This window comes from Microbacterium sp. C-MGS6, from assembly GCF_058140415.1.
Genome location: NZ_CM176934.1, coordinates 2,196,965 through 2,222,843, shown reverse-complemented (window position 1 = coordinate 2,222,843; position 25,879 = coordinate 2,196,965). Strand labels below are relative to the sequence as shown.

The 25,879-nt window shown below is 68.5% G+C and carries 26 protein-coding genes; 20 read left to right on the top strand and 6 right to left on the bottom strand.

Annotated elements, in window-relative coordinates:
• Positions 1 to 37 precede the first annotated feature (37 nt).
• From murC to AC3B5L_RS10800, 15 genes are all read left to right on the top strand, one after another.
• Complete coding sequence (gene murC, locus AC3B5L_RS10870; RefSeq protein WP_187661793.1) at positions 38 to 1,438, top strand: UDP-N-acetylmuramate--L-alanine ligase; 1,401 nt, start codon at positions 38 to 40, stop codon at positions 1,436 to 1,438.
• Between the two features lie 3 nt (positions 1,439 to 1,441).
• Positions 1,442 to 2,365 carry a cell division protein FtsQ/DivIB gene (locus AC3B5L_RS10865; protein WP_187661792.1) on the top strand — a complete coding sequence of 308 codons (924 nt, stop codon included), beginning with the start codon at positions 1,442 to 1,444 and terminating at the stop codon, positions 2,363 to 2,365.
• 163 nt (positions 2,366 to 2,528) lie between these two features.
• Complete coding sequence (ftsZ, locus tag AC3B5L_RS10860) at positions 2,529 to 3,683, top strand: cell division protein FtsZ (protein ID WP_187661791.1); 1,155 nt, start codon at positions 2,529 to 2,531, stop codon at positions 3,681 to 3,683.
• Positions 3,684 to 3,685: 2 nt separating this feature from the next.
• Entirely contained in the window at positions 3,686 to 4,387 is a 702-nt protein-coding gene (locus AC3B5L_RS10855; RefSeq protein WP_268777398.1) for a YggS family pyridoxal phosphate-dependent enzyme, read from the top strand.
• Between the two features lie 43 nt (positions 4,388 to 4,430).
• Positions 4,431 to 4,904, top strand: a complete 474-nt coding sequence (locus AC3B5L_RS10850; RefSeq protein WP_187661790.1) for a cell division protein SepF — start codon at positions 4,431 to 4,433, stop codon at positions 4,902 to 4,904.
• Between the two features lie 3 nt (positions 4,905 to 4,907).
• Positions 4,908 to 5,207, top strand: coding sequence for a YggT family protein (locus AC3B5L_RS10845; protein WP_187661789.1), 300 nt, complete (start codon positions 4,908 to 4,910; stop codon positions 5,205 to 5,207).
• Between the two features lie 181 nt (positions 5,208 to 5,388).
• Complete coding sequence (locus AC3B5L_RS10840; RefSeq protein WP_187661788.1) at positions 5,389 to 5,988, top strand: DivIVA domain-containing protein; 600 nt, start codon at positions 5,389 to 5,391, stop codon at positions 5,986 to 5,988.
• Between the two features lie 9 nt (positions 5,989 to 5,997).
• Positions 5,998 to 6,570 carry a signal peptidase II gene (gene lspA, locus AC3B5L_RS10835; RefSeq protein WP_283398736.1) on the top strand — a complete coding sequence of 191 codons (573 nt, stop codon included), beginning with the start codon at positions 5,998 to 6,000 and terminating at the stop codon, positions 6,568 to 6,570.
• Positions 6,571 to 6,572: 2 nt separating this feature from the next.
• Positions 6,573 to 7,493: an RluA family pseudouridine synthase gene (locus AC3B5L_RS10830; RefSeq protein WP_187661787.1), complete on the top strand. Its 921-nt coding sequence runs from the start codon at positions 6,573 to 6,575 to the stop codon at positions 7,491 to 7,493.
• Positions 7,494 to 7,546: 53 nt separating this feature from the next.
• Entirely contained in the window at positions 7,547 to 8,128 is a 582-nt protein-coding gene (locus AC3B5L_RS10825) for a GNAT family N-acetyltransferase (RefSeq protein ID WP_268777359.1), read from the top strand.
• Positions 8,129 to 8,202: 74 nt separating this feature from the next.
• Positions 8,203 to 11,721, top strand: coding sequence for a DNA polymerase III subunit alpha (gene dnaE, locus AC3B5L_RS10820; protein WP_187661785.1), 3,519 nt, complete (start codon positions 8,203 to 8,205; stop codon positions 11,719 to 11,721).
• Between the two features lie 67 nt (positions 11,722 to 11,788).
• A complete protein-coding gene (locus tag AC3B5L_RS10815) occupies positions 11,789 to 13,036 on the top strand; it encodes a hypothetical protein (RefSeq protein WP_280564144.1) in 1,248 nt (415 codons plus the stop codon).
• Between the two features lies 1 nt (position 13,037).
• On the top strand, positions 13,038 to 14,342 hold the full coding sequence (hisD, locus tag AC3B5L_RS10810; RefSeq protein ID WP_259954723.1) for a histidinol dehydrogenase: 1,305 nt from the start codon (positions 13,038 to 13,040) through the stop codon (positions 14,340 to 14,342).
• Positions 14,343 to 14,352: 10 nt separating this feature from the next.
• Entirely contained in the window at positions 14,353 to 14,823 is a 471-nt protein-coding gene (gene nrdR / locus AC3B5L_RS10805; protein ID WP_187661782.1) for a transcriptional regulator NrdR, read from the top strand.
• 10 nt (positions 14,824 to 14,833) lie between these two features.
• Entirely contained in the window at positions 14,834 to 15,871 is a 1,038-nt protein-coding gene (locus tag AC3B5L_RS10800) for a quinone-dependent dihydroorotate dehydrogenase (protein WP_259954722.1), read from the top strand.
• On the opposite strand, the gene AC3B5L_RS10795 is transcribed toward AC3B5L_RS10800, so the two are convergent.
• On the bottom strand, positions 15,846 to 16,418 hold the full coding sequence (locus AC3B5L_RS10795) for a DUF3043 domain-containing protein (RefSeq protein ID WP_259954721.1): 573 nt from the start codon (positions 16,416 to 16,418) through the stop codon (positions 15,846 to 15,848). The two genes, AC3B5L_RS10800 and AC3B5L_RS10795, sit on opposite strands and share 26 nt — an antisense overlap.
• A gap of 45 nt (positions 16,419 to 16,463) precedes the next feature.
• Here AC3B5L_RS10795 and AC3B5L_RS10790 point away from each other — a divergent pair, with 45 nt between their 5' ends.
• The 5 genes from AC3B5L_RS10790 to AC3B5L_RS10770 all read left to right on the top strand — a co-directional run bounded on the left by AC3B5L_RS10790 (position 16,464) and on the right by AC3B5L_RS10770 (position 21,507).
• Positions 16,464 to 17,867 (top strand): dipeptidase, encoded by a 1,404-nt coding sequence (locus tag AC3B5L_RS10790; protein WP_187661780.1) that lies wholly within the window; start codon positions 16,464 to 16,466, stop codon positions 17,865 to 17,867.
• Between the two features lie 66 nt (positions 17,868 to 17,933).
• Positions 17,934 to 18,296: an iron-sulfur cluster insertion protein ErpA gene (erpA, locus tag AC3B5L_RS10785; RefSeq protein ID WP_187661779.1), complete on the top strand. Its 363-nt coding sequence runs from the start codon at positions 17,934 to 17,936 to the stop codon at positions 18,294 to 18,296.
• A 139-nt stretch (positions 18,297 to 18,435) separates the two neighbouring features.
• Positions 18,436 to 19,332: an aa3-type cytochrome oxidase subunit II gene (gene ctaC / locus AC3B5L_RS10780; RefSeq protein WP_187661778.1), complete on the top strand. Its 897-nt coding sequence runs from the start codon at positions 18,436 to 18,438 to the stop codon at positions 19,330 to 19,332.
• A 3-nt stretch (positions 19,333 to 19,335) separates the two neighbouring features.
• Positions 19,336 to 21,069, top strand: a complete 1,734-nt coding sequence (gene ctaD / locus AC3B5L_RS10775; RefSeq protein ID WP_187661777.1) for an aa3-type cytochrome oxidase subunit I — start codon at positions 19,336 to 19,338, stop codon at positions 21,067 to 21,069.
• A gap of 3 nt (positions 21,070 to 21,072) precedes the next feature.
• Positions 21,073 to 21,507: a cytochrome c oxidase subunit 4 gene (locus AC3B5L_RS10770; RefSeq protein ID WP_025105064.1), complete on the top strand. Its 435-nt coding sequence runs from the start codon at positions 21,073 to 21,075 to the stop codon at positions 21,505 to 21,507.
• 63 nt (positions 21,508 to 21,570) lie between these two features.
• Here AC3B5L_RS10770 and AC3B5L_RS10765 read toward each other — a convergent pair whose 3' ends face one another.
• The 5 genes from AC3B5L_RS10765 to qcrA all read right to left on the bottom strand — a co-directional run bounded on the left by AC3B5L_RS10765 (position 21,571) and on the right by qcrA (position 25,844).
• Positions 21,571 to 21,990, bottom strand: coding sequence for a rhodanese-like domain-containing protein (locus tag AC3B5L_RS10765; protein ID WP_187661776.1), 420 nt, complete (start codon positions 21,988 to 21,990; stop codon positions 21,571 to 21,573).
• Between the two features lie 77 nt (positions 21,991 to 22,067).
• Positions 22,068 to 22,595: a GNAT family N-acetyltransferase gene (locus tag AC3B5L_RS10760; protein WP_259954720.1), complete on the bottom strand. Its 528-nt coding sequence runs from the start codon at positions 22,593 to 22,595 to the stop codon at positions 22,068 to 22,070.
• The gene (locus AC3B5L_RS10755) at positions 22,592 to 22,879 is read right to left on the bottom strand and encodes a Rid family hydrolase (protein ID WP_259954718.1); all 288 of its coding nucleotides are present in this window, start codon (positions 22,877 to 22,879) and stop codon (positions 22,592 to 22,594) included. Before AC3B5L_RS10755 ends, AC3B5L_RS10760 begins: the two co-directional genes overlap by 4 nt.
• A gap of 77 nt (positions 22,880 to 22,956) precedes the next feature.
• Complete coding sequence (gene qcrB / locus AC3B5L_RS10750) at positions 22,957 to 24,771, bottom strand: cytochrome bc1 complex cytochrome b subunit (RefSeq protein ID WP_259954717.1); 1,815 nt, start codon at positions 24,769 to 24,771, stop codon at positions 22,957 to 22,959.
• Entirely contained in the window at positions 24,768 to 25,844 is a 1,077-nt protein-coding gene (qcrA, locus tag AC3B5L_RS10745) for a cytochrome bc1 complex Rieske iron-sulfur subunit (protein ID WP_187661772.1), read from the bottom strand. The genes qcrB and qcrA overlap by 4 nt, the downstream gene beginning before the upstream one ends.
• Positions 25,845 to 25,879 lie beyond the last annotated feature (35 nt).

Below are 25,879 nucleotides of genomic sequence, written 5' to 3'. Positions count from 1 at the left end.
CCGTCCGGACGAGAACGAAAAGTAGACTGAAGCGGACATGATCAGACCCGACCTCTCCCTCCCCATCCCCGACACGATCACCTCCGCGCACTTCATCGGCATCGGTGGATCCGGGATGAGCGGACTCGCGAAGATGTTCCTCGACGCGGGCATCCGTGTCTCCGGCAGCGACCGCGCCGACAGCGACAACCTACGGGCGCTGGCCGCCGCGGGGGCGACCGTCCACGTCGGTCATGACGCCGCCCACCTCGGCGACGCCGACACGGTCGTGCACACCGGTGCCATCTGGCCGGAGAACCCCGAGTTCGTCACCGCCAAGGAGCGCGGCCTCCACGTCATCCACCGCTCTCAGGCCCTGCACTGGCTGATCGGCACCCGACGCCTCGTCTCGGTGGCCGGCGCCCACGGCAAGACCACCTCGACGGGCATGATCGTCACGGCTCTGCGCGCGCTCGGCGCCGATCCGCACTTCGTCAACGGCGGCGTGATCGAGCAGCTCGGCACCTCCAGCGCGACCGGGAACGGCGACCTGTTCGTCATCGAGGCCGACGAGTCGGACGGGACCTTCCTCCTCTACGACACCGCGGTCGCGCTCATCACGAACGTCGACCCCGATCATCTCGATCACTACGGCTCCGATGAGGCCTTCCACGACGCCTTCGTGCGCTTCGCGGACGCGGCATCCGAGGCGGTCGTCATCTCCAGCGACGACCCCGGCGCGCTCCGCGTGCTGGCCGGGTTGTCGCACCCGCGCATCCTCACGTTCGGGCAGGCCGAGGACGCCGACGTCCGCGTCAGCGAGATCGTCACCTCGGGCCCCGTCGCCGCCGCCGTCTCGCACGGCGGCGAGACCGAGCGCATGCAGCTCGCGGTCCCCGGCGTGCACAACGCGATCAACGCGACCGGCGCCGTCGCCGTCCTCCTCGCGCTCGGCCACCCGCTCCGCGACGCCGTACGTGCCGTCGAGGGCTTCGCGGGGACGATCCGTCGTCTCGAGCGCCACGGCGAGGAGCGCGGGGTCACCGTCTACGACGACTACTCGCACCACCCGACCGAGGTGCGTGCGGCGCTCGAGGCCATGCGCAGCATCGCCGGGTCCGGCCGGCTGATCGCCATCCAGCAGCCGCACACGTATTCGCGGACGCAGCACATGTACCAGGAGTTCGCAGACGTCCTGGAGGAGCTCGCCGACCACACCGTGATGCTGGACGTCTACGGTGCCAGGGAGGACCCGGTGCCCGGCGTGACCGGCGAGCTGGTGAGCGGGGCGTTCGACGACCCGTCCCGAGTGCACTTCGTCGCCGACTGGCAGGAAGCGGCCGACTACACGGCGTCTGTCGCGAAGGACGGCGACTTCGTCGTGACTCTCGGCTGCGGCAACGTCTACCAGATCATCCCGCAGGTGCTGGAGTCGCTGCGCCGGACCCACGGGGCGTAGCCCATGCGCCGGCCGCCCCCGCTCCCGAGCGCTCCGGACACTCCGGGGGAGACGGACGTCGCCTCCGAGCGGATCCTCCGCCGGCGTCCCGCGCCTCAGGCGGCTCCGGACGAGGGTGCCGTCGCCGCGCCCGTCGAGCCCGACGACGCGGAGACGGAGGAGGAAGCGGGCCCTCGTTCCTCGATGGACGTCTGGCGCGCGGCACGCGCCCGCCGCAAGGCGCTCAGGGCGGAGATCCGTCGGTTCACCCACCGATCGCGGCGGCGCCGCATCGTCTGGCTGAGCGCTGTGGGGGCCGTCGTGCTGCTGATCGGGGGGAGTGTCGCTGCCGCTTACAGCCCGCTCTTCGCCGTGCAGCGCATCACGGTCACCGGCACCACGACGATCGATCCCGCGGTGATCGAGGGGGCCCTGGCGGATCAGCTCGGGACGCCCCTCGCCCTGGTCGACACGAGCGAGGTCAAGGCGGCGCTGCTGACGTTCCCGCTCATCGAGACCTATGCCCTGGAGGCTCGACCGCCGCACGATCTGACCGTGCGCATCGTGGAGCGCACGCCGATCGGGGTCGTCGAGTCGGGTGCCGGCTTCACTCTCGTGGATGCCGCAGGTGTCGCCCTCTCGACGACGGCGGAACGCCCGGCAGGGCAGCCGCTGGTGGAGGTCGAGGGGGGAATGGACTCGCCGGCGTTCCGCAGCGCGGGACTCGTGGTCCGCGCTCTCCCTGCCGACATCCGCAGTGCGCTGACCGGCGTCCGCGCCTCGACGGCGGACGACGTGACCTTGACCCTCGACTCGGGCCTCACGGTCGTGTGGGGGAGCCAGGAGGACTCCGGGTTGAAGGCGCTCGCGCTCTCCGCCGCGCTCGTGAAGAACCCCGACGCCTCGTCGATCGACGTCACCTCACCCGACGTCGCGGTGGTCGGCTGATCTGTTTCGACGGGAATGGCGCGACACGCCCATGTCGCTGCGCGCGCAGGGGCAGGCGGCGCTTACCTTCGATCTGAGAGAACGCAATACCGGGAAATACTTTACACCTCTAGTTGAGGTTTAAGGTTCGCCCCTTCCAGGCTCTACTAATCGGAGGCCGGCCATGAGCCAGAACCAGAACTACCTCGCCGTGATCAAGGTCGTCGGCGTCGGCGGTGGCGGCGTCAACGCCGTCAACCGCATGATCGAGCTCGGTCTCCGCGGAGTCGAGTTCATCGCCGTCAACACCGACGCCCAGGCGCTGCTCATGAGCGACGCCGACGTCAAGCTCGACGTGGGCCGTGAGCTCACCCGCGGGCTCGGCGCCGGAGCGGACCCGGAGGTGGGCCGCCGCGCGGCCGAGGACCACGCGGAGGAGATCGAGCAGGCGCTGACCGGCGCCGACATGGTCTTCGTCACCGCGGGTGAGGGCGGCGGCACGGGAACCGGCGGTGCCCCGGTGGTCGCCCGTATCGCGAAGTCGATCGGTGCCCTGACCATCGGTGTCGTCACGAAGCCGTTCTCCTTCGAAGGTCGCCGCCGCCAGAGCCAGGCCGAGGCAGGCGTCGCGAAGCTGAAGGAAGAGGTCGACACCCTCATCGTCGTCCCGAACGACCGTCTGCTCGAGATCAGCGACCGCGGCATCTCGATGATCGAGGCGTTCGCGACCGCCGACCAGGTGCTCCTCGCCGGTGTGCAGGGCATCACGGACCTCATCACGACCCCTGGTCTCATCAACCTCGACTTCGCCGACGTGAAGTCGGTCATGCAGGGAGCAGGGTCCGCGCTGATGGGCATCGGGTCGGCGCGCGGCGCCGACCGCGCGATCAAGGCCGCCGAGCTCGCCGTCGAGTCGCCGCTGCTCGAGGCCTCGATCGAGGGTGCGCACGGTGTGCTGCTGTCGATTCAGGGTGGCTCGAACCTCGGCATCTTCGAGATCCACGATGCGGCTGACCTCGTCAAGGAGGCTGCGCACCCGGAGGCCAACATCATCTTCGGTACCGTCATCGACGACACGCTGGGCGACGAGGTCCGAGTGACGGTCATCGCCGCCGGCTTCGATGGCGGCGAGCCCTCGCTGCGGCTGGACCCGATGGTCGTATCGCGTCCTTCGACCGCGTCGCTTCCCGAGGTGGCGCTGTCGGAGACCACCGAGCCCGCGACGGAGAAGAGCGCGCCGGAGCCCACCGCGGCGCCGTCGGCGCCTCGCACCCCCGCGACGAGCATCGAGCCGGCCTTCGCCGACGACGACATCGACATCCCCGAATTCCTGAAGTGACGATGCCGGTCGGCGCTTCGGTGCCATCGGACCTGGCCGCGCGGCTGTCGGCGATCGACGAGAGGATCGCCGACGCCGCGCGTGCCGCCGGCCGTTCGCCGGCGGAGATCACCCGGATCGTCGTCACGAAGTTCCACCCCGCCTCCCTGGTGCGCGATCTGCACGCCCTCGGAGTGCAGACGGTGGGGGAGAACCGACAGCAGGAGCTCACCGCCAAGGAGACCGAGCTCGCCGGTCTCGACCTCGAGTGGCACTTCATCGGGCAGGGCCAGACGAACAAGGCCTCCGCGATCAGGCGGAGTGCCGACGTGGTCCACTCCGTCGACCGTGACCGCTTCGCCGACGCCCTGCACCGAGCCGCCGTGGACGACGACGTGCTCGACGTGCTCGTGCAGGTGAATCTGACGGAGGACGAAGGGCGCGGAGGCGTCGCCCCGGCCTCCGCGGTGGCGTTGGCCGAGCACGTGCTCACCCTGCCTTCACTGCGCCTCCGCGGCGTCATGGCGGTGGCTCCTCTCGATGAGGAGCCCACGGCCGCCTTCGACCGCCTGCGGCGGATCGCCGACGACGTGCGATCGGTCGCCCACGAGGCGACCTGGATCTCCGCCGGGATGACCGGCGATTTCGCCGAGGCGATCGCCGCCGGCGCGACACACCTGCGGATCGGTTCCGCAATCACGGGCCCGCGCCCCGCCCGGGGCTAACCTGTGACAAGACCAGCCCGAAACGTTCGAACCGGAGGACACGATGGGTAACCCGCTGAAGAAGACCATGGTGTATCTCGGCCTCGCCGATGAGGAAGAGGTCTACGAGGAGGAGACGCCGGCGCCCGCCCGTGCCCAGCGCGAGCGTGAGCGTGACCGCGAAGAGCCGGCTCCGGCTCCCGTCACGCCGCTCCGTCGTCCCGTCGCCGTCCGCCAGCCCGCAGCAGGAGCCGTGAACGAGATCCTCACCGTCCACCCGAAGCAGTACCGCGACGCCCAGCTGATCGCGGAGAGCTTCCGCGAGGGCGTCCCGGTCATCATCAACCTCTCCCAGATGAGCGACGCCGATGCGCGCCGCCTCATCGACTTCGCGAGCGGTCTCTCCCTCGGCCTCTACGGTCGCATCGAGCGGGTGACCTCGAAGGTCTTCCTGCTGTCGCCGGAGAACATCGCGGTGTCGGGTCACGGGGGCATCGCGCACGCAGACGCCGAGTCTGCGGGCTTCGACCACTCCTAGACCGTGCAGCTGGTCTCGGTCCTCGCCAGCATCGTCCATCTGATGCTGCTGGTGTACATCCTCGTGCTCTTCGCGCGGCTTATCCTCGACTACATCCCGATGTTCAATCGGGAGTGGCGTCCGAAGGGTTTCGGCCTCGTGGCCGCTGAAGCGGTCTACACCGTCACAGATCCGCCCATCCGGTTCTTCCGGCGGATCATCCCTCCGCTGCGCATCGGCCAGCTGTCGCTGGATTTCGGCTTCGCGCTGACCCTGCTGGTCGTGCTGATCCTGATGAACATCGTCCGGTTGTTCATCCGCTGACCACCCCGCGTGTCGCACCGGGGAACCGCCGCGAGTTGTCCGAGCCTGGGTGTCGTGGCATCGCGACGCCAAGGCTCGGGGGCTATGCTGGCACCCAGGTGCGCGCCCCGGGTTCGCGCCACATCACGAACACGCCATACATCGGTACTGGCAATCGAACTCATCGAAAGAGGAGCCACCCATGGCACTTACCCCGGATGACGTCGTCACCAAGCAGTTCCAGCACGTCCGCTTCAAGGACGGCTTCGACCCGGACGAGGTCGACGACTTCCTCGACGAGATCGTCATCGAGTGGCGCAAGGCCCTCGAGGAGAACGCCGAGCTGAAGGCGAAGCTCGCCGCGTACGAGTCGGGTTCCACCCCTGCTCCCGCCGCTGCCGAGCCGGCTGCCGCCACTCCCGCTCCGGCCCCCGCGGTCGAGGCACCCGCTGCCGACGCCGCACCGACCGGCTCCGCGACCGCCACCGCCGGCATCATCGAGCTCGCGCAGCGTCTGCACGACGAGCACGTCGCCGAGGGTGAGGCGAAGCGCAACCAGCTCATCTCCGAGGCCGAGGCCGAGGTCGCCCGCATCCGCACGGAGGCCGAGGCGAAGCAGCGCGAGGAGACCGCACGTCTCGAGCGCGAGCGCAACACGCTGGAGGCCCGCATCACCGAGCTGCGCAACTTCGAGCGCGACTACCGCTCGCAGCTCCGCGGCTACATCGAGGGCCAGCTCCGCGAGCTCGACGAGAAGTCGGCGTCCACGGACTCCACCCCGGTCTCCGCGATCGGCCTGTAAGGCGCCCTCTTGTCAGGACGTCGTCCCCTTCGTCGGTCGGCGGCCGGTGCGATCGTTGCGATTCTCGCAGCGGTCGTGCTGGCCGCCGATCAGTTTGTGAAGTACCTCACGATCGAGAACCTGCCGCTGCACGAGGCGGTCCCGGTTCTCGGAGAGTTCCTGCAGCTCTACTACGTGCGCAATCCCGGCGCGGCGTTCTCCCTCGGCTCCGGCGTGACCTGGATCTTCACGATCGCTCTCGCCGTGGTGGCGGGTGTCATCGTCTGGAAGGCGTTCGGGCTGCGTTCGCGCCTCTGGGCGGTCGTCCTCGGCTGCCTGCTCGGCGGCGTGCTGGGCAATCTGTCGGACCGACTGTTCCGCGAGCCCGGTTTTCCCGTCGGCCACGTGGTCGACATGATCTCCATGCCGTGGATGATGCCGGCCATCTTCAACGTCGCCGACATCTTCATCGTCACCGGGATGATCTCGGTCGCCTTGCTTGTCGTGTTCGGACTGCGCTTCGACGGCACGCGGGAGAAGGACCACGCCCCGGTCGAGACCGACGAGGACGCCGAGGCGGCCGCCGCGTCCGAGGGGCGCTGAGCGTGGAGTCCCGGTCGCTGCCCGTCCCGGACGGGCTCGATGGCACGCGCGTCGACGCCGCCCTCGCCAAGCTCCTCGGGTTCTCGCGGACCTTCGCGGCCGAGGTGGCCGGATCGGGCGGCGTCCGCCTGGACGGCGTCACCCTCGACAAGTCGGACCGCCTGCGTGGCGGTGCCTGGCTCGACGTCGAGTGGGAGCCGAAGGAGGGGCCGAAGATCGTCCCGATCGCGGTGCCCGAGCTCGGCATCGTGTACGACGACGACGACATCGTCGTCGTCGACAAGCCGACCGGCGTCGCCGCCCATCCCTCGCTCGGGTGGGAGGGCCCCACGGTCGTCGGTGCTCTCGCCGCCGCCGGGTTCCGCGTCGCCACGAGCGGCGCGCCGGAGCGTCAAGGCGTCGTGCACCGGCTGGACGTGGGGACGAGCGGGCTCATGGTCGTCGCCAAGAGCGAGGCCGCCTACACCGCGCTGAAGAGAGCGTTCAAGGAGCGCACGGTCGAGAAGATCTATCACGCGGTGGTGCAGGGGCATCCGGACCCGCTCGTGGGTACGATCGACGCCCCGATCGGTCGGCACCCGAACCACTCCTGGAAGTTCGCGGTCGTCCCGGACGGCAAGCCCTCCGTGACGCACTACGAGACCCTCGAGGCGTTCCCCGGTGCCTCCCTGCTCGAGATCCACCTGGAGACGGGCCGCACCCACCAGATCCGCGTGCACATGGCCGCGCACCGCCACCCGTGTGTCGGCGATCCGCTGTACGGTGCCGACCCGACGCTGTCCGCCCGGCTCGGTCTCACCCGGCAGTGGCTGCACGCGCATCAGCTCGCCTTCGCGCATCCGACGACGGGGGACTGGGTGCAGTTCACCTCGCCCTATCCGGACGACTTCCAGCACGCACTGGACGTGCTCCGCGGAGAATAGGTCCCGCGGAACGTCGCTTCCGCGGTGTCGGTGGTCTCCGCCACACTGACCGCATGAGCATCGTGGTGCGTCCGGCGACGGTCTTCGACGACGTCGCGGCGGTGGTGGGACCGAAGAAGCCGACGTCGAACGTCTGCTTCTGTCTGAGCTACCGGATCGGCAACAAGGAGAACGTCTCCCTGCGCGGTCCCGCGCGTGCCGACCGGGTGCGCGAGCTCTGCCACCAGGATCCCCCTCCCGGTGTGCTCGCCTACCTCGACGACGAGCCGGTCGGCTGGGCGGCGCTGCACCCTCGACGCGACACGAGTTTCGCGCGCAACCGCCTCATCCCGCACCTCGACGACCTCGACGTGTGGTCGCTGTGGTGCTTCCGAGTCCGGCCGGGGCACCGCAAGCAGGGCGTGTCGCATGCGCTCATCGAGGGAGCCGTCGCCTACGCCAGAGAGCGCGGCGCCCCCGCCGTCGAGGGGTACCCGGTCGACAACGCCGGGGCGAAGGTGAACCTGACGATGGCGTACGTGGGCACGCGGCGTCTCTTCGAGAGCGCGGGATTCCGCAAGGTCGCGGACACGGGCTCGGTGCTCGACGGGTTCCCCCGCGTGCTCGTGCGGCTGGACCTCCGCGAGGACGCGTGAACCGGGTTCCGCGGCGCGCTCGCTGGGGGAGCGCGACGCATGCCGGTGTCCGGGGCCGAACGTAGACTCGAAGCATGGCATCCGACTCCTTCGTCCACCTGCACGTGCACAGCGAGTACTCGATGCTCGACGGGGCCGCGAAGATCAACGCGATGACCCAGGCGGCCGCCGATTACGGCATGCCGGCGATCGCGGTGACGGACCACGGGAACACCTTCGCGGCGTTCGAGTTCTACAACGCCGCGCGCAACGCCGGCATCAAACCCATCGTCGGTCTCGAGGCCTACGTCACCCCGGGCACGCACCGCAGCGACAAGACCCGGGTGCAGTGGGGCTCGGCGGACCAGCGCAGCGACGACGTCTCGGGTTCGGGCGCCTACACCCACATGACCATGTGGAGCCAGAGCACCGAGGGCATGCACAACCTCTTCCGGCTGAGCTCGCTGTCGAGCATGGAGGGCTACTACTTCAAGCCCCGCATGGACCGCGAGCTGCTCCAGACGTACGGCAAGGGTCTCATCGCCACGACGGGGTGCCCGTCGGGGGAGGTGCAGACCCGGCTCCGGCTCGGCCAGTACGACGCCGCCAGGGCCGCGGCGGCGGAGTTCCAGGACATCTTCGGCAAGGAGAACTACTTCGCCGAGATCATGGACCACGGTCTCTCCATCGAGCGCCGTGTCATGACCGACCTGCTGCGGCTCGCGAAAGACCTCGGCATCCCGCTCGTGGCCACCAACGACTCGCACTACACCCACCAGCACGAGGCCGACGCCCACGCCGCCCTGCTGTGCGTGCAGTCCGGCTCCACGCTCGACGACCCGAACCGCTTCAAGTTCGACGGCGACGGCTACTACATCAAGACCGCCGCCGAGATGCGGCAGCTCTTCCGGGACCACCCGGAGGCCTGCGACAACACGCTCCTGATCGCCGAGCGCTGCGAGGTCGAGTTCAACACCTCGGCGAACTACATGCCGCGGTTCCCGGTCCCGGACGGCGAGACCGAGGACAGCTGGCTGATCAAGGAGGTCGAGAAGGGCCTCCACTACCGGTACCCCAGCGGCATCCCGGACAAGGTGCGCAAGCAGGCCGAGTACGAGACCGGGATCATCCTGCAGATGGGCTTCCCCGGCTACTTCCTCGTCGTCGCCGACTTCATCAACTGGGCGAAGGACAACGGCATCCGCGTCGGCCCGGGTCGTGGCTCCGGTGCCGGCTCGATGGTCGCCTACGCGATGAAGATCACGGATCTCGATCCCCTCGAGCACGGTCTGATCTTCGAGCGCTTCCTCAACCCCGACCGCGTCTCGATGCCCGACTTCGACGTCGACTTCGACGATCGTCGCCGCGGCGAGGTCATCGAGTACGTGACCCGGAAGTACGGCTCCGAGCGCGTCGCGCAGATCGTCACCTACGGCACGATCAAGTCGAAGCAGGCCCTCAAGGACGCCGGTCGCGTGCTCGGGTTCCCGTTCAGCATGGGGGAGCGGCTCACCAAGGCGATGCCCCCGGCGGTGATGGGCAAGGACATGCCGCTGGACGGCATGTTCGATTCCGCGCACCCCCGCTACAAGGAGGCCAGCGAGTTCCGCGCCCTCATCGAGACCGATCCGGAGGCGAAGACCGTCTTCGACCGGGCTCTCGGGCTCGAGGGGTTGAAGCGGCAGTGGGGCGTGCATGCCGCCGGCGTCATCATGTCGTCCGAGCCCCTGCTCGACATCATCCCGATCATGCGCCGGGAGCAGGACGGCCAGATCGTCACGCAGTTCGACTACCCGTCGTGCGAGTCCCTCGGCCTCATCAAGATGGACTTCCTGGGCCTCCGGAACCTGACGATCATCTCGGACGCGCTGGACAACATCCGGATGAACCGCGGCGAGGAGCTCGATCTGGAGCACCTCGGGCTCGATGACCCCGCCGTCTACGAACTGCTGGCCCGTGGCGACACCCTCGGCGTGTTCCAGCTCGACAGCCCGCCGCTGCGCTCGCTCATGCGACTCATGAAGCCGGACAACTTCGGCGACATCTCGGCCCTCATCGCGCTGTACCGTCCTGGACCGATGGGAGCGAACTCCCACACCAACTACGCGCTGCGCAAGAACGGTCAGCAGGAGATCTCCCCGATCCATCCCGAACTGGCGGAACCGCTCGCGGAGATCCTGGAGGAGTCCTACGGACTCATCATCTACCAGGAGCAGGTCATGGCGATCGCGCAGAAGGTCGCCGGATTCAGCCTCGGTCAAGCCGACATCCTGCGCCGCGCGATGGGCAAGAAGAAGAAGTCCGAGCTGGACAAGCAGTACGCGGGGTTCGCGGCCGGAATGACCGAACGCGGCTTCGGCGAGGGGGCGGTCAAGGCGCTCTGGGACATCCTCCTGCCGTTCTCCGACTACGCCTTCAACAAAGCGCACTCCGCTGCGTACGGTCTCGTGTCGTACTGGACCGCGTACCTCAAGGCGCACTACCCGGCCGAGTACATGGCCGCGCTCCTGACGAGCGTCGGCGACTCGAAGGACAAGATGGCGCTCTACCTGAACGAGTGCCGCCGGATGGGCATCAAGGTGCTGCCGCCGGACGTCTCCGAGTCGATCAACTTCTTCGCGGCCGTCGGCGACGACATCCGCTTCGGTCTCGGCGCGGTCCGCAACGTCGGCACGAACGTCGTCGACGGCATCGTGCAGTCCCGCAAGGACGAGCGGTTCACGTCCTTCCATCACTTCCTCGACAAGGTTCCCCTGCACGTCGCCAACAAGCGCACGGTCGAATCGCTCATCAAGGCCGGTGCCTTCGACTCGATGGGGGACACCCGCCGGGCGCTCCTCGAGATCCATGAAGACGCCGTGGAGGCGGCGGTCGACAGGAAGCGGAACGAGGCGCAGGGCGCCATCGGCTTCGATTTCGACAGTCTCTACGACGGTATGGAGGAGGCGGCGCCCGCGAAGGTGCCCCCACGTCCGGAATGGATCAAGAAGGACAAGCTCGCGTTCGAGCGCGAGATGCTCGGCCTCTACGTCTCGGATCATCCGCTCGCCGGTCTCGAGGTGCCGCTCGCGAAGCACGCCTCGATCTCCATCCACGACCTCAACAACTCCGAGGATCTGCAGGACGGCGATCAGGTCACCGTGGCGGGCCTCGTCACCAGCGTGCAGCATCGTGTGGCGAAGGCGAGTGGGAACCCGTACGGCATGATCACCGTGGAGGACTTCAACGGTGAGGTCACCGTGATGTTCATGGGCAAGACCTACCTCGAGTTCCAGCACACCCTGCAGCAGGACGCCATCCTCGCGGTGCGTGGACGGGTCTCGCGCCGTGACGACGGGCTGAACCTGCATGCGCAGTCCGCGTTCGCACCCGACGTCGGCTCCTTCGACGCTGCAGGCCCGCTGTCGCTCGTCCTCGCCGAGCAGCGCGCCACCGAGCGGGTCATGACGGAGCTGGCCGAGGTCCTCCGGCGGCACAGCGGGGACACCGAGGTGCTGCTCCGCGTGCACCGCGCGGGCACGGCGAAGGTGTTCGAGGTGCCCATGCCGGTGAAGGTCTCTGCCGACCTCTTCGGTGACCTCAAGTCTCTGCTCGGACCAACCTGTCTGGGGTGAGCGGGTAGGATCGGGAGCCGTCGAGAGCACCGGAAAGTCGTGGTGCGCCGATGAGGAAAGGACGACTATGAGCACGGATCTTCCCGAGCCGGACGCCGAAGCGGTGTTCAGCGATGAGGACGGCGTCCTCTACGACGACGAGGTCACGCCGGAGTACGGCATCCTCGGCTTCACGCTGCGCGAGCTGCTGATCGTGGGCGTCTGGCTGGTCTCCTTCCTCGTCTCCTTCTTCCCGCTCAGCGGCGGCATCTCCCTGTGGGGCATCGGCATCCAGTGGATCCTGCCGATCGGCGTGCCCACGGTGGCCGTCTTCCTCCTCGTCCTCCGGCGCTTCTCGCCGGACGGCATCCGTCGCGTCGGTTCGCTCGGCATCGACCAGTTCGCCTCCGTGGCGTTCTCGGTCGCGGCCTGCGTGTGGGCCGGCAACCTGTGGCTCGCCCTCTCGGCGGTCATCTCCACGGGGAACTGGGGGCTGCCCTGGAACGCGGTCGTGCAGGTCATCACCTCCACCGCCCTCGTCGTCCTCACCGTCTTCGCGCCTCTCATCCCGGGGCTCAAGGAGGATTTCCAGGGGCGGCTCGTCACGCTCGCCCACCGCAACGCGAACCCCGTGCGCCCGGTGATCGCACGCCCGCGTCCCGAGGCGACGCCGAGTGGATCGGCGGCCGAGGCGGCTGTCGAGGCGTCTGCGGACGCCGTCCCCCCGAGCTCTCCTGCGGCGGATGAGACGGCCGTGATCGCCGATGCCCACCTCGAGCCGACCCCCGCGGACCAGGACGACGCCGTCGACGTCCGTGAGACGGCCACCGCCGACCGCGGCGCCTCCGTGGACGACGCGGATCGCGTTCCGCTCACCGCACACGCCTCGGGTGGGGGGACCGGAACCGTCCCTGTCACCTCGGAACCCGAGTACACCCCGGTCTACTCGCGGCGTTCCCGCGGGGAGCAGCCCGAGATCGTGTCCGACACCGGCAGCATCGAGTCGCTGCTCGGCGCCAAGGCACTCTCCGAGGAGGAGCTCGCCGCCGCCCAGGAGCCGACACCGGACGACGCGACCGCTGTGCACCCGGTGATCAGCGACCACGCCGATCCGCAGGCTGCCGCTCCGCGACAGAGTGCTGCTGAGGCGCAGCCCTTCTGGATCCTCGCCCCGACGGAGCGCGACGTGCACGACGAACGCGGAGAGCCGATCTTCCGCATCGGCCCGACCGCCTGGGCACTCGTGATCGAGGACCGGGGCGGCGCCTTCGTCGTGCGTCACGACGACGGCCGTATCGGCTACCTCCACGACATCGCCGGCATCACGAAGGGCTGACATGCGCACGATCGATCTGCGGGGGCGCGAGCTCTCGCCCGCTGACATGCTCGCCGCCGTCCCGCGCGCGACCCAGGCTCGGGCCGAGGCGCTCGACACCGCGGCGCGCCTCGTGGACGACGTGCGGGAACGCGGCGAGGACGCGCTGCGCGAGCAGGCGGAGCGCTTCGACCGCGTCGTCGGTCACGCGGTTCGTGTTCCGGAGTCCCACCTCGCGGAAGCCCTGTCGGATCTCACTCCCACGGTCCGCGCAGCGCTCGAGGAGGCCATCCGCCGTGTGCGTCTCGCCTCGGCCGCGCAGGTCCCCGCCCCGCAGGTGACGCGGATCGGCGAGGGAGCGACCATCACGCAGCGGTGGCAGCCGGTGTCTCGCGTCGGGGTGTACATCCCCGGGGGCAAAGCCGTCTACCCGTCCAGCGTGGTCATGAACGTCGTCCCCGCGCAGGTCGCCGGGGTGCAGCAGATCGCCCTCGCCTCGCCGCCGCAGGCGGATCAGGACGGCCGTGTCCACCCGACGATCCTCGCCGCGGCGGCGCTGCTCGGCGTCTCCGAGGTCTATGCGATGGGCGGGGCCGGAGCCATCGGAGCACTCGCCCACGGCGTCGCGAGCCTGGGACTCGATCCGGTCGACGTGGTATCCGGACCGGGCAACAACTACGTCGCGTCGGCGAAGCGTGCCGTGGCCGGGGTCGTCGGCACGGACTCCGAGGCCGGCGCGACCGAGATCCTCGTCGTCGCGGACGCCGCGTCCGACCCCCGTCTCATCGCCGCCGACCTCGTCAGCCAGGCCGAGCACGACGAGCAGGCCTCGGCCGTCCTCGTGACCGACGCGGTGGAGATCGCCGAGCAGGTCAGGGCCGAGGTCGAACGGCAGGCTGCGCGCACCCGGCACAGCGAGCGCGTCGCGGCGGCGTTGTCCGGGCCGCAGTCGGCGATCGTGCTCGTGGACGACAGGGCGGCGGCGATCGCGTTCAGCAATGCCTACGCCCCGGAGCACCTGGAACTGCACCTCGCCGACGCGGAGGAGGCGGCCGCCGTCTTCACGAGCGCGGGTGCCGTGTTCGTCGGCGATCAGACGCCGGTCAGTCTCGGCGACTACATGGCCGGCAGCAACCACGTTCTGCCGACGGGCGGTCAGGCGCGCTACGCCCCGGGCCTCGGTGCGTACACGTTCCTCCGCCCGCAGCAGGTCGTGTCGTACGACCGCGACGCCCTCGCCGCCGTCCGGGACGGCGTCGTCGCGCTGGCCGACACCGAGGTGCTCCCCGCCCACGGCGAGGCGATCGAGGCCCGTTTCACCGCGTAGGATCTGTCAGATGCACTGCCCCTTCTGCCGTCACCCCGATTCCCGGGTCATCGACTCGCGCACCAGCGACGACGGGCTCTCCATCCGTCGTCGTCGCCAGTGTCCGGAATGCGGGGGACGTTTCTCGACGACGGAGACCGCGAGCCTGAACGTCATCAAGCGCTCGGGCGTCATGGAGCCGTTCAGCAGGGAGAAGGTCATCTCCGGAGTGCGGAAGGCCTGTCAGGGGCGTCCCGTGACCGAGGCAGACCTCGCGATCCTCGCGCAGCGCGTGGAGGAGGCGGTCCGGCAGACCGGTGTCTCCCAGCTCGACACGAACGAGATCGGCCTCGCGATCCTCGGACCGCTCCGGGAGCTCGACGAGGTCGCGTTCCTCCGCTTCGCGAGCGTCTATCAGGCGTTCGACTCGCTCGAGGACTTCGAGTCCGCCATCGGCGACCTCCGGGCCGACCACGCCAAGGCGGAGGCGGCGGACCGGTAATCTGGCAGGGATGTATCCGCTGCTCTTCCGCGCCGTCCTCTCGCGCTTCGATCCCGAGTTCGCCCACCACGCCGGTATGGCGGTGATCCGCGTGCTCGGTGTGCCGCCGTTCTCGTGGGCCACGCGCGCGATGACCCGGCCCGACCCCTCCCTGCGGGTCGAGGCGCTGGGGCTGACGTTCCCTTCGCCGTTCGGCGTTGCGGCCGGGTTCGACAAGAACGCCGTCGGCGTCCGTGGCCTGGCAGCCCTCGGCTTCGGGCACGTCGAGGTCGGAACGGTCACGGCCGTCCCGCAGGAGGGCAATCCGAAGCCCCGGCTGTTCCGACTGGTCGAGGACCGCGCGGTGATCAACCGCATGGGCTTCAACAACCGTGGTGCGGATGCCGCAGCCCGTCGTCTCGCACGGCTTCGTCGTGGCGCGCCCGACACGGTGATCGGCGTCAACATCGGCAAGAGCCGTGTGGTGGACGTCGAGGACGCCGTGGCGGACTATGTCGCGTCGGCCACCCGACTGGCCCCGCTCGCCGACTACCTCGCCGTCAACGTCTCGTCGCCGAACACCCCTGGACTTCGCGGTCTGCAGGCCGTCGAGACGCTGGCGCCGTTGCTGCGGGCCGTCCGCGAGGCAGCCGGGGCGACCCCGCTGCTCGTGAAGATCGCCCCCGATCTGCCGGATGACGAGATCGCCGCGATCGCGCGCCTCGCCGTCGAGGAGGGGCTCGCGGGCATCATCGCGCACAACACGACGATCAGCCGGGACGGGCTCCGCACCGATGCGGCCGCTGTCGAGGCGGCCGGCGCGGGCGGTCTCTCCGGTGCTCCGCTCAAGAAGCGGTCGCTCGAGGTCCTCCGGGTCGTCCGCACCGCGGTCCCCGAGGACTTCTGCGTGATCGCGGTGGGCGGTGTCGAGACGGCGGCGGATGTGCAGGAGCGTCTGGATGCCGGGGCCACCCTGGTCCAGGGCTACACGGCGTTCCTCTACCGCGGACCGTTCTGGGGCCGCGAGATCAACCGGGGACTGGTCAGTCCGGGTACTGCCCGCGCTTGACCTGCGGCTTCGGCAGGCGCATGAAGCGCATCTGCAGGGCGCGCATACCCGCGTACCAGCCGAGGCCCTTCTCGACGCGGTCGTTGCCGAACTTCGCGGCCGCCTTGCGCTTGACCCGCATGCCGAGGAGGATCATGCCGCCGATCGCGATGACGAGGTACGCCATCATGAACAGGTACGCGTAGAACGAGATCATCATGTTCGTCGGCAGCAGCGAGGCCAGGATGACGAGCACCATGACCCCCATGACGAACTCGGCGGGGTGCCAGCCGGCGTCCACGTAGTCGCGCACCCACCGACGCTGCGGGCCCTTGTCGCGCGCGGGGAGGTACTTCTCCTCGCCTGCGGCCATGCCCGCCTGCGCCTTCGCGCGGCGCTCGTTGAGCTCGGCGCGGGCCGCGGCCTTGGCCTCCTTGGTGTTCGCCACGAGGGGGCGGCGACGGGCGGCCTCCTGCTCGGCGCGGGTCGGCGTCGCGCGTCCCTTGCCGACGGCAGGCGTCTGGGGGGCGTCGTCGTTCGTCGAAGGGGAGGCGGGGGTAGTGGCCACGAGGTTCCTCGGTTCGCTGGGGTGGGTCGCCTTAAGATTACTCGCATGACCTCACCTGCTCTTCCCAGCGAGTCCGACGCCGCCGTCCTCGAAGCCGTCGCCACCGGTATCCCCTCCGCGCTGTCGGACCTCGGGAACCTCGTGCGCATCCCCGGCATGGCCTGGCCTGCCTTCGATCAGACGCAGCTGGAGCGCAGCGCCGACGCCGTCGCCACCCTCGCGCGTGGCACCGGCGTCTTCGACGAGGTGACCGTGCTCCGTGCCGACATCCCCGGCACCGACGAGCAGGGTCAGCCCGCGGTGCTCGCGACGCGCGCGGCCCGGAATGGCAAGCCGACGATCCTCCTCTACGCCCACCACGACGTGCAGCCTCCGGGGGACGACGCCCTGTGGGAGACGCCGCCGTTCGAGCCCACCGTGCGGGACGGCCGCCTGTACGGCCGCGGCGCCGCAGACGACAAGGCGGGGATCATGGCGCACATCGGGGCGATCCGCGCGGTCGCGGAGGTGCTCGGCGACGACCTCGACCTCGGCATCGCGATGTTCGTCGAGGGGGAGGAGGAGTACGGTTCGCGGTCCTTCGCCCAGTTCCTCTCCGACAACAAGGACGCCCTCCGCGCCGACGCGATCGTGGTCGCGGACTCCGGCAACTGGGACTCGGTCACGCCCGGCCTGACCGTCTCGCTCCGTGGCAACGCGCGCTTCACCATGAAGGTGCGCACGCTCGACCACGCCTCGCACTCCGGGATGTTCGGCGGAGCGGTGCCCGATGCCATGATGGCGACCGTGCGGCTCCTCGCCACACTGTGGCACGAGGACGGCTCCGTCGCCGTCGAGGGGATGACGGCGCGGGACGCCGAGACCCCCGAGTACACCGAGGAGACGCTGCGCGACGAGGCCGGGCTCCTGCCGGGGACCACGCCCATCGGTGACGGCACGATCCTCAGCCGCATCTGGAACAAGCCCTCCGTCACGGTCATCGGCATCGATGCGACGAGCGTCGCCGCGGCTTCGAACACCCTGCTCCCTGAGGTGACCGTGGTCATCAGCGCGCGTGTGGCCCCCGGACAGTCCGGCCAGGACGCGTACGAGGCTCTCGAGCGTCACCTCCGCGCACACGCGCCCTTCGGTGCCGAGCTGACCTTCTCCGACGTGGACCTCGGCAACCCTTTCCTCGTGGACACGAGCGGGTGGGCCGTCGCGCTCACCAGGGATGCCATGCGGGACGGGTACGGTGTGCCCCCGGTGGATCTCGGTGTCGGCGGGTCGATCCCGTTCATCGCGGATCTCGTGCGGGAGTTCCCCGAGGCGCAGATCCTCGTCACCGGCGTGGAGGATCCGCACTCCCGCGCGCACAGCCCCAACGAGTCGCTGCATCTGGACACCTTCCGGCACGCCGTGGCGACCGAGGCGCTGCTGCTCGCCCGTATGAACGCGCGTGAGATCTGAGCCTTCCGTCCCCACCGGCGGTAGAATCGTCGAAGAGCCCGTACCCGGCCCGTCATGAGGAGCGACATGAGCGACACCATCCTGTCCGCAGAGACCACCAGCGCACACGGCGTCAAGCTGACGGACGCCGCCGCTACGAAGGTGAAGAACCTCCTGGAGCAGGAGGGCCGCGACGACCTGCGTCTGCGCGTCGCCGTGCAGCCCGGCGGCTGCTCGGGCCTGATCTACCAGCTCTACTTCGACGAGCGTTTCCTCGAGGGGGACGAGACGGTCGACTTCGACGGCGTCGAGGTCATCGTCGACAACATGAGCGTTCCCTACCTCGACGGCGCCTCGATCGACTTCAAGGACACCATCTCGGAGCAGGGCTTCACGATCGACAACCCGAACGCGGCGGGCAGCTGCGCCTGCGGCGACAGCTTCCACTGACAGGTTCTTCCCGCGAACGGCCGTCGTCACCTCGCGTGACGGCGGCCGTTCCGCTTCTCAACCTGCATGGTTGGCATGAATCAGGTGTGAGGTTGCTCTAGACTTGAACATGCCTTGTCCGCGATCTGAAAGGTGCATCGTGCCCTCGAAACGCCGCCTTCGTTGGGCCGCACTCCCTGTGGGAGTTGTGGCAGCTGTGGCTCTGGCGGGATGTACTCCCACCGAGCTGAACGGCTTTCTTCCGGGCTTCGTGGACGGTGGTCCGGCAGCAACCAACCAGACGGAGCGCGTCTCGTCCCTCTGGGTGAACTCCTGGATCGTTCTCCTCGCGGTCGGCGTCGTCACCTGGAGCCTCATGGCCTGGGCTGCGATCGCGTACCGCCGGCGCAAGGGCCAGACCGGCCTCCCGGTGCAGATGCGCTACAACATGCCGATCGAGATCTTCTACACGATCGTGCCGCTCATCCTCGTGCTCGGCATGTTCTTCTTCACGGCTCGCGATCAGACCGAGATCGAGACGAAGTGGGATGACCCCGACGTCGAGATCACCGCGATCGCCAAGCAGTGGGCGTGGGACTTCCAGTACAACGGTGAGACCGAAGAGGACACCGTCTGGACGATGGGCATCCAGGCCCAGCCGGACGCCGCAGGCAACATCGACCAGTCCGAGCTGCCGACGCTGGTGCTCCCGGTCGACCAGAAGGTCACGATCAACCTCCAGTCGCGCGATGTCATCCACTCCTTCTGGATCATCGACTTCCTCTACAAGAAGGACATGTTCATCGGGAAGGACAACTCCTGGTCCTTCATCCCCACCCGCGAGGGCGAGTACGCCGGCAAGTGCGCCGAGCTCTGCGGCGAGTACCACTCGATGATGCTCTTCAACGTGAAGGTCGTCTCGCAGGACGAGTACGACGCCTACCTCGAGTCCCTCGAGGAAGAGGGCAACACCGGGGACATCACCGACGCGTACGACCGTCTCTCGAACCTCCCCGGCACCTCCGGGAAGACCGAAACCGAGGAAGGAGAGGAGTAAGCCATGTCGACCACTGAAGCTCCTCGCACCGACGAGGCACCCCGCTCCCGTCCCACCACCTTGCCCGCGCGTCAGGCCGCTCTGATGAGCTCCTCGCGCGTGGAGCAGAAGGGCAACATCGTCGTCAAGTGGATCACCTCCACTGACCACAAGACGATCGGGTACATGTACCTCATCGCCTCGGTGATGTTCTTCCTCCTCGGTGGCGTGATGGCGCTTGTCATCCGTGCTGAGCTGTTCGCTCCGGGGATGCAGATCGTCCCGACGAAGGAGCAGTACAACCAGCTGTTCACGATGCACGGCACGATCATGCTGCTGATGTTCGCGACGCCGCTGTTCGCCGGCTTCGCCAACGCGATCCTGCCGCTGCAGATCGGTGCTCCGGACGTCGCCTTCCCGCGTCTGAACGCCTTCGCGTTCTGGCTGTTCCTGTTCGGCTCGACCATCGCGGTCGCCGGCTTCCTCACCCCGCAGGGTGCGGCCTCGTTCGGGTGGTTCGCCTATCAGCCGTTGGCCAACGCGTCGTTCTCGCCAGGAGCGGGCGGAAACCTGTGGATGCTCGGTCTCGGCATCTCGGGCTTCGGCACGATCCTCGGTGCAGTGAACTTCATCACGACGATCATCACGATGCGCGCGCCCGGCATGACGATGTGGCGCATGCCGATCTTCAGCTGGAACACGCTCATCACCAGCCTGCTGATCCTGATGGCCTTCCCGGTCCTGGCCGCGGCGATCTTCGCCGCCGCCGCCGACCGTGTGCTCGGTGCCCACATCTACGATCCGCAGAACGGCGGAGTCCTGCTCTGGCAGCACCTGTTCTGGTTCTTCGGCCACCCCGAGGTCTACATCATCGCGCTGCCGTTCTTCGGCATCGTCTCGGAGATCTTCCCGGTGTTCAGCCGGAAGCCGATCTTCGGATACAAGACCCTCGTCTACGCGACGATCGCCATCGCCGCGCTGTCCGTGGCCGTGTGGGCGCACCACATGTACGTCACCGGCTCGGTGCTCCTGCCGTTCTTCGCCCTGATGACGATGCTCATCGCGGTGCCGACGGGTGTGAAGATCTTCAACTGGATCGGCACGCTCTGGCGAGGTTCGGTGACTTTCGAGACGCCGATGGTGTTCGCACTGGGCTTCCTCGTCTCGTTCGTCTTCGGTGGTCTCACCGGTGTGATCCTCGCGGCCCCGCCGCTGGACTTCCACCTCAGCGACTCGTACTTCGTCGTGGCGCACTTCCACTACGTGGTGTTCGGCACGGTGGTGTTCGCCATGTTCGCCGGCTTCTACTTCTGGTGGCCGAAGTGGACGGGCCGCATGCTCAACGAGCGCCTCGGCTACGTGCACTTCTGGATGCTGTTCGTGGGCTTCCACATGACCTTCCTCATCCAGCACTGGCTCGGTGTCGACGGCATGGTCCGGCGCTACGCGGATTACTCCGCGGCGGACGGTTGGACCTGGCAGAACCAGGTCTCCACGATCGGCGCGATCATCCTCGGTGCCTCGATGCTGCCGTTCTTCCTGAACGTCTGGATCACGGCACGCAAGGCGCCCAAGGTCACGGTGAACGACCCGTGGGGTTACGGCGCCTCGCTCGAGTGGGCCACCTCGTGCCCGCCGCCGCGGCACAACTTCACGTCGATCCCGCGCATCCGTAGCGAGCGTCCGGCCTTCGACCTGAACCACCCGGAGGCCGCGGAGTTCGCGACCACCGCACCCGGCGAGCGAGAGGGCCACTGAGTCATGCGCGACAACGTCATCATCTGGTGGGTCCTGACCGCGTTCTTCGCCCTCGTCGGCGTCGTCTACACCGGCTGGAACATCCTGGCTCACCCCGGCCTTCCGCTCGTGAACCAGATCGAGTGGGTCGGCACGGTCGCCCTGTTCTTCTCGGCCTTCATGGGCGCCATGGTCGCGTTCTACCTGGACCGGACGCACAAGGCGCAGAACGGCGAGCTGCCTGAGGACATCCTCACGTCGGACATCGACGACGGCGACCCCGAGCTCGGCGAGTTCAGCCCGTGGTCCTGGTGGCCGCTGGTCCTCGCGGCATCGGCCGGCGTGTTCGTCGTGGGCCTCGCGGTCGGGCACTTCCTCCTCCCGATCGGTCTGGCCATCTTCGTGGTCGCCATCGTCGGCTGGGTCTACGAGTACTACCGCGGTAACTTCGCCCGCTGAGTCCCCGCACACGAGGAAGGCCCCCGGATCACTCCGGGGGCCTTCCTCGTTTGGGCGCCGTGGTCAAGCCCGGGTACGGATCCGGGGGATGCCGGTGAGCGGGTCGATCGGGCGATGGTGCACGCCGTCGGCGTCTTCGACGGGGTACCCCTCGCGGACCCAGTACTCGAAGCCGCCGATCATCTCGCGCACGCGATAGCCGAGGCGCGCGAACTCGAGCGCACCGCGCACACCACCGTTGCACCCCGGGCTCCAGCAGTACACGACCACGTCGGCGTCGCGGGGGATCTCTCGCGGCGCCCTGTCCGCGATCTCGCTGTGGTGCATGTGGACGGCTCCGGCGACGCGCCCTTGAGCCCATGCTTCGGTCGAGCGCACGTCGACCACGACGAGGGGGCGGCCAGCGGCGCGATCAGCATGGACGTCGCTCGGGTCGGTCTCATAGGCGAGGCGGGCAGCGAAGTAGTCGGCACGGTCGATCATGAGTTCAGATTACGGAACGTGGGCGCCGCACGGATGAGTGTTCCCGTCGCGCATCGCACGAATCCTGCCGATCCTCCTCAGAGCGGTGCGGTCATCTGGATCCGTCGGCCGTGGACGGAGAGGTTCAGCCGTTCTTCGACGCCGACGAGCGCGCGCAGGAAGTCGGTGTCCGGCGCGGACTCCTCGAAGCCGCACCGGGCGTAGAAGGGGGCGTTCCACGGCACGTCCGCGTAGGTGCGCAAGGTGAGGCGCCGATGGCCTCGACGTCGCGCCTCCTCCTGCGCGGCCACCACCAGCGCGCGTCCGACGCCGCGGCGGGCGTGCTCCGGGCGCACGGAGAGCTGCTCCAGGTGCGCCTCCCCGTCCACCTCGAGGACGTGCGCGAAGCCGACGGGCGTCGCGGGATCGCCGGCATGCTCGTCGGCGGGGGAGGGGAGAGCCGCCACCAGGACGAACCCCGGGGCATCCTGGCGTTCCTCGTTCGAGGTGGGGGGTGGCCACGACCGCGCCCCGAAACGCTCGATCAGGATGAGGTCGGCGGCGCGCTCGAGCTCTTCGAGAACGACGTGGTCGGCGGCGGTCGCGAACCGGATGAGTGGCCTCATCGGGCGGTGACGAGCTCGCGCTGCGCGGAAGAGGCCACCAGGACCCGCGTACTGATGACATCCATCAGGGTGGCGCCGGCGGCCTGGAGAGCCTGCTCCACGGTCTCCACGCACCCCGCGGCCCGCGCTGCGTCGTCGCCCGGAGCCGTGGCCGTGCCGTCATCCTCGAGGGGGCAGGCTCCGGCGAGGAAGACGAGACGGGCGTCCGCGGGTGCGGTGGCTGCATAGGCGTCGGGGGCATCGGCGAGCTGGGGTGCGTGGAGGAGACGGACGACGGATGACATGATTCGATCCTCTCATCGGGGCGAAGACGACGAAGGCCCCGTCCGAGCGGACGGGGCCTTCACGAGGGGGGTGACGATTACTCGTCGTCCTCCGACTTCTTCTTCCGAGGCTTCTTGACCGGCTCGGTGGAGATCACCGAGCTGGGCGTGTTCGGAGTCTCATCGACGTGCGTCTCGTCGACAGTGAGCGGGGCGTCGGGGAAGCCGGCACGCTCATGAGCGCCCTGGATCTCTGCGACCTCCGCCGCCTCGTTGCCCTCGGTGACGTGGTGCTGGTGAGCGTCCGCGGCATCGATCTCGGCCTGCGTGAGCGGGGCGAGGCGATCCTCGAAGAACCAACGCGACATCGCCGAGCGGAGGTTCTCCGTCCACGGGATGCGGCCCTTCGCGTTCGGACGGACGACGAGCGGCTCGTAACCGTCGATGTCGATGAGCTTCCAGCGGTCGTACTTGTCGACCGGCTGGTGCACCTCGATGAACTCGCCGCCGGGGAGACGCACGATGCGGCCCGACTCGAAGCCGTGCAGGACGATCTCGCGGTCCTTCTTCTGGAGCGCGATGCAGATGCGCTTCGTGACGAAGTAGCCGATGATCGGGCCGAGGAACAGCAGCGCCTGCAGCGTGTGGATCACACCCTCCATGGTGAGCATGAAGTGCGTCGCGATGAGGTCGGACGAGGCCGCCGCCCACAGGACCGCGTAGAAGATGACGCCGGCGACGCCGATCGCGGTGCGGGTGGCCGCGTTGCGCGGGCGCTGGGCGATGTGGTGCTCACGCTTGTCACCGGTGACCCACGCCTCGATGAAGGGGTAGATCGCGACGATGACGATGAACAGGCCGAGCACGGCGACCGGGGCCAGGATGCCGAACGACCAGGTGTGGTCGAGGAACACGATGTCCCAGTTCGACGGCGCCAGACGGAGCGCGCCGTCCGCGAAGCCGATGTACCAGTCGGGCTGCGTACCCGCCGAGACGGGGGAGGGGTCGTACGGTCCGTAGTTCCAGATCGGGTTGATCTGGAAGAACGTCGCGATCAGCACGATGGTGCCGAAGACGATGAACAGGTAGCCGCCCATCTTGGACATGTAGACCGGCATCATCGGGTAGCCCACGACGTTGTCGTTCGTCCGGCCGGGGCCGGCGAACTGCGTGTGCTTGTTGATGATCATGAGCATCAGGTGCACGGCGATGAAGGCGATGACCAGCATCGGCAGCAGCAGGATGTGCAGGGTGTACAGGCGTCCGACGATGTCGGTACCGGGGAACTCGCCGCCGAAGAGGAGGAACGAGGTCCAGGTGCCGATCAGCGGGAGACCCTTGATCATGCCGTCGATGATCCGGAGGCCGTTACCCGAGAGCAGGTCGTCGGGGAGCGAGTAGCCGGTGAAGCCCTCCGCCATCGCGAGGATGAACAGCACGAAGCCGATCACCCAGTTGAGCTCGCGCGGCTTGCGGAACGCACCCGTGAAGAACACGCGGAGCATGTGCACACCGATTCCGGCGATGAACACCAGCGCGGCCCAGTGGTGGATCTGGCGGACCAGCAGACCGCCGCGGAGGTCGAACGAGATGTGCAGCGTCGACTCGAGGGCCGACGACATCGCGATGCCGCGCATGGGGGCGTATGCGCCGGTGTAGTGGGTCTCCACCATGGAGGCCTGGAAGAAGAACGTCAGGAAGGTTCCGGAGAGGAACACGACGACGAAGCTCCAGAGCGCGATCTCACCGAGCATGAACGACCAGTGGTCGGGGAAGATCTTGCGACCGAGCTCCTTGACGAAGCCCGAGAGGCTGGTGCGCTCATCGATGTAGTTCGACGCGGCGCCGACGAAACGGCCGCCGAGAGGCGCCTTGGTGTCCTTCTCGTCCTTGGACAGCGTTGCGGTGCTCAATGGCGCTCCCAGAAGCTCGGGCCGACGGGTTCGGTGAAGTCGCTGCGTGCGATGAGGTAGCCCTCGTCATCCACGGTGATGGGCAGCTGGGGCAGCGGCCGGGCGGCCGGGCCGAAGATGACCTTCGCGTGGTCCGTGACGTCGAACTGCGACTGGTGGCACGGGCACAGCAGGTGGTGGGTCTGCTGCTCGTACAGCGCGACGGGGCAGCCGACGTGCGTGCAGACCTTGGAGTAGGCGACGATGCCGTCGTAGGACCAGTCCTTGCGGTCCTCGGCCTCAGTGAGCTGCTCGGGGCGGAGGCGCATCATCAGCACGATGGCCTTGGCCTTCTCCTCGAGGTAGCCCTCGTCGTGCCCGAGCTCCGCGAGGTCCTCGGGGATGACGTGGAAGGCGGAGCCGAGCGTCACGTCCGCTGCGCGGATGGGGGTGCCGTCCGGGTCGCGCACCAGGCGCATGCCCTCGTCCCACATCGTGTGCTTCAGCAGCGCGACCGGGTCGCCCGCGGTGGGGTCGTCCGGCGTCGAGTGCGGAGCGAGGCCGCGGAACAGCGTCACGCCGGGGATGATCGACGCCACGATCGCGGCGAACAGCGAGTTGCGGATCATCGTGCGGCGTCCGAACCCGGACTCCTCGTTCGCGTCGGAGAACGCCTTGATGGCGGCCTCACGCGTGGAGTCCTTGCCCCGGGTGGGGTGGCGGTGCTCGATGAACTCCTTGTCGGACATCAGCGCCTTGGACCAGTGGATGGCACCGATTCCGAGGGCCAGCAGCGCGAGCGCGATGCCGAGACCGATGAAGAGGTTGTTCTGACGGATGTCGATGAGCGCGCCGCTCTCGATCGGGAACAGCATGTAGGCGGCGACCGCCCAGATGCTCCCGGCGAGGGACAGGTAGAACAGCGTGTAGACGGTGCGGACCGCGGTCTTCTCGGCGCGCGGGTCCTTGTCGGTCATCCGCTCGCGGTGCGGCGGAAGACCGGGGTTCTGCACGGGATCGCTGACTGCGACACCCAGCCCCGGAGAGGGCTGGTAGGCCCTGTCAAGAGCCTGCGAGTCGTCGTCGTGTGCCATGGTGCTCCTCGTACGTTCCTCTTCGATGAATAAGC

What these genes read in the sequence shown, in the direction of transcription:
- murC (WP_187661793.1), top strand. Translation starts at nt 38, where the DNA reads ATGATCAGACCCGACCTCTCCCTCCCCATCCCCGACACGATCACCTCC.
- AC3B5L_RS10865 (WP_187661792.1), top strand. Translation starts at nt 1,442, where the DNA reads ATGCGCCGGCCGCCCCCGCTCCCGAGCGCTCCGGACACTCCGGGGGAG.
- ftsZ (WP_187661791.1), top strand. Translation starts at nt 2,529, where the DNA reads ATGAGCCAGAACCAGAACTACCTCGCCGTGATCAAGGTCGTCGGCGTC.
- AC3B5L_RS10855 (WP_268777398.1), top strand. Translation starts at nt 3,686, where the DNA reads ATGCCGGTCGGCGCTTCGGTGCCATCGGACCTGGCCGCGCGGCTGTCG.
- AC3B5L_RS10850 (WP_187661790.1), top strand. Translation starts at nt 4,431, where the DNA reads ATGGGTAACCCGCTGAAGAAGACCATGGTGTATCTCGGCCTCGCCGAT.
- AC3B5L_RS10840 (WP_187661788.1), top strand. Translation starts at nt 5,389, where the DNA reads ATGGCACTTACCCCGGATGACGTCGTCACCAAGCAGTTCCAGCACGTC.
- AC3B5L_RS10825 (WP_268777359.1), top strand. Translation starts at nt 7,547, where the DNA reads ATGAGCATCGTGGTGCGTCCGGCGACGGTCTTCGACGACGTCGCGGCG.
- dnaE (WP_187661785.1), top strand. Translation starts at nt 8,203, where the DNA reads ATGGCATCCGACTCCTTCGTCCACCTGCACGTGCACAGCGAGTACTCG.
- AC3B5L_RS10815 (WP_280564144.1), top strand. Translation starts at nt 11,789, where the DNA reads ATGAGCACGGATCTTCCCGAGCCGGACGCCGAAGCGGTGTTCAGCGAT.
- hisD (WP_259954723.1), top strand. Translation starts at nt 13,038, where the DNA reads ATGCGCACGATCGATCTGCGGGGGCGCGAGCTCTCGCCCGCTGACATG.
- nrdR (WP_187661782.1), top strand. Translation starts at nt 14,353, where the DNA reads ATGCACTGCCCCTTCTGCCGTCACCCCGATTCCCGGGTCATCGACTCG.
- AC3B5L_RS10800 (WP_259954722.1), top strand. Translation starts at nt 14,834, where the DNA reads ATGTATCCGCTGCTCTTCCGCGCCGTCCTCTCGCGCTTCGATCCCGAG.
- AC3B5L_RS10790 (WP_187661780.1), top strand. Translation starts at nt 16,464, where the DNA reads ATGACCTCACCTGCTCTTCCCAGCGAGTCCGACGCCGCCGTCCTCGAA.
- erpA (WP_187661779.1), top strand. Translation starts at nt 17,934, where the DNA reads ATGAGCGACACCATCCTGTCCGCAGAGACCACCAGCGCACACGGCGTC.
- ctaD (WP_187661777.1), top strand. Translation starts at nt 19,336, where the DNA reads ATGTCGACCACTGAAGCTCCTCGCACCGACGAGGCACCCCGCTCCCGT.
- AC3B5L_RS10770 (WP_025105064.1), top strand. Translation starts at nt 21,073, where the DNA reads ATGCGCGACAACGTCATCATCTGGTGGGTCCTGACCGCGTTCTTCGCC.
- AC3B5L_RS10765 (WP_187661776.1), bottom strand. Translation starts at nt 21,990, where the DNA reads ATGATCGACCGTGCCGACTACTTCGCTGCCCGCCTCGCCTATGAGACC.
- AC3B5L_RS10760 (WP_259954720.1), bottom strand. Translation starts at nt 22,595, where the DNA reads ATGAGGCCACTCATCCGGTTCGCGACCGCCGCCGACCACGTCGTTCTC.
- AC3B5L_RS10755 (WP_259954718.1), bottom strand. Translation starts at nt 22,879, where the DNA reads ATGTCATCCGTCGTCCGTCTCCTCCACGCACCCCAGCTCGCCGATGCC.
- qcrA (WP_187661772.1), bottom strand. Translation starts at nt 25,844, where the DNA reads ATGGCACACGACGACGACTCGCAGGCTCTTGACAGGGCCTACCAGCCC.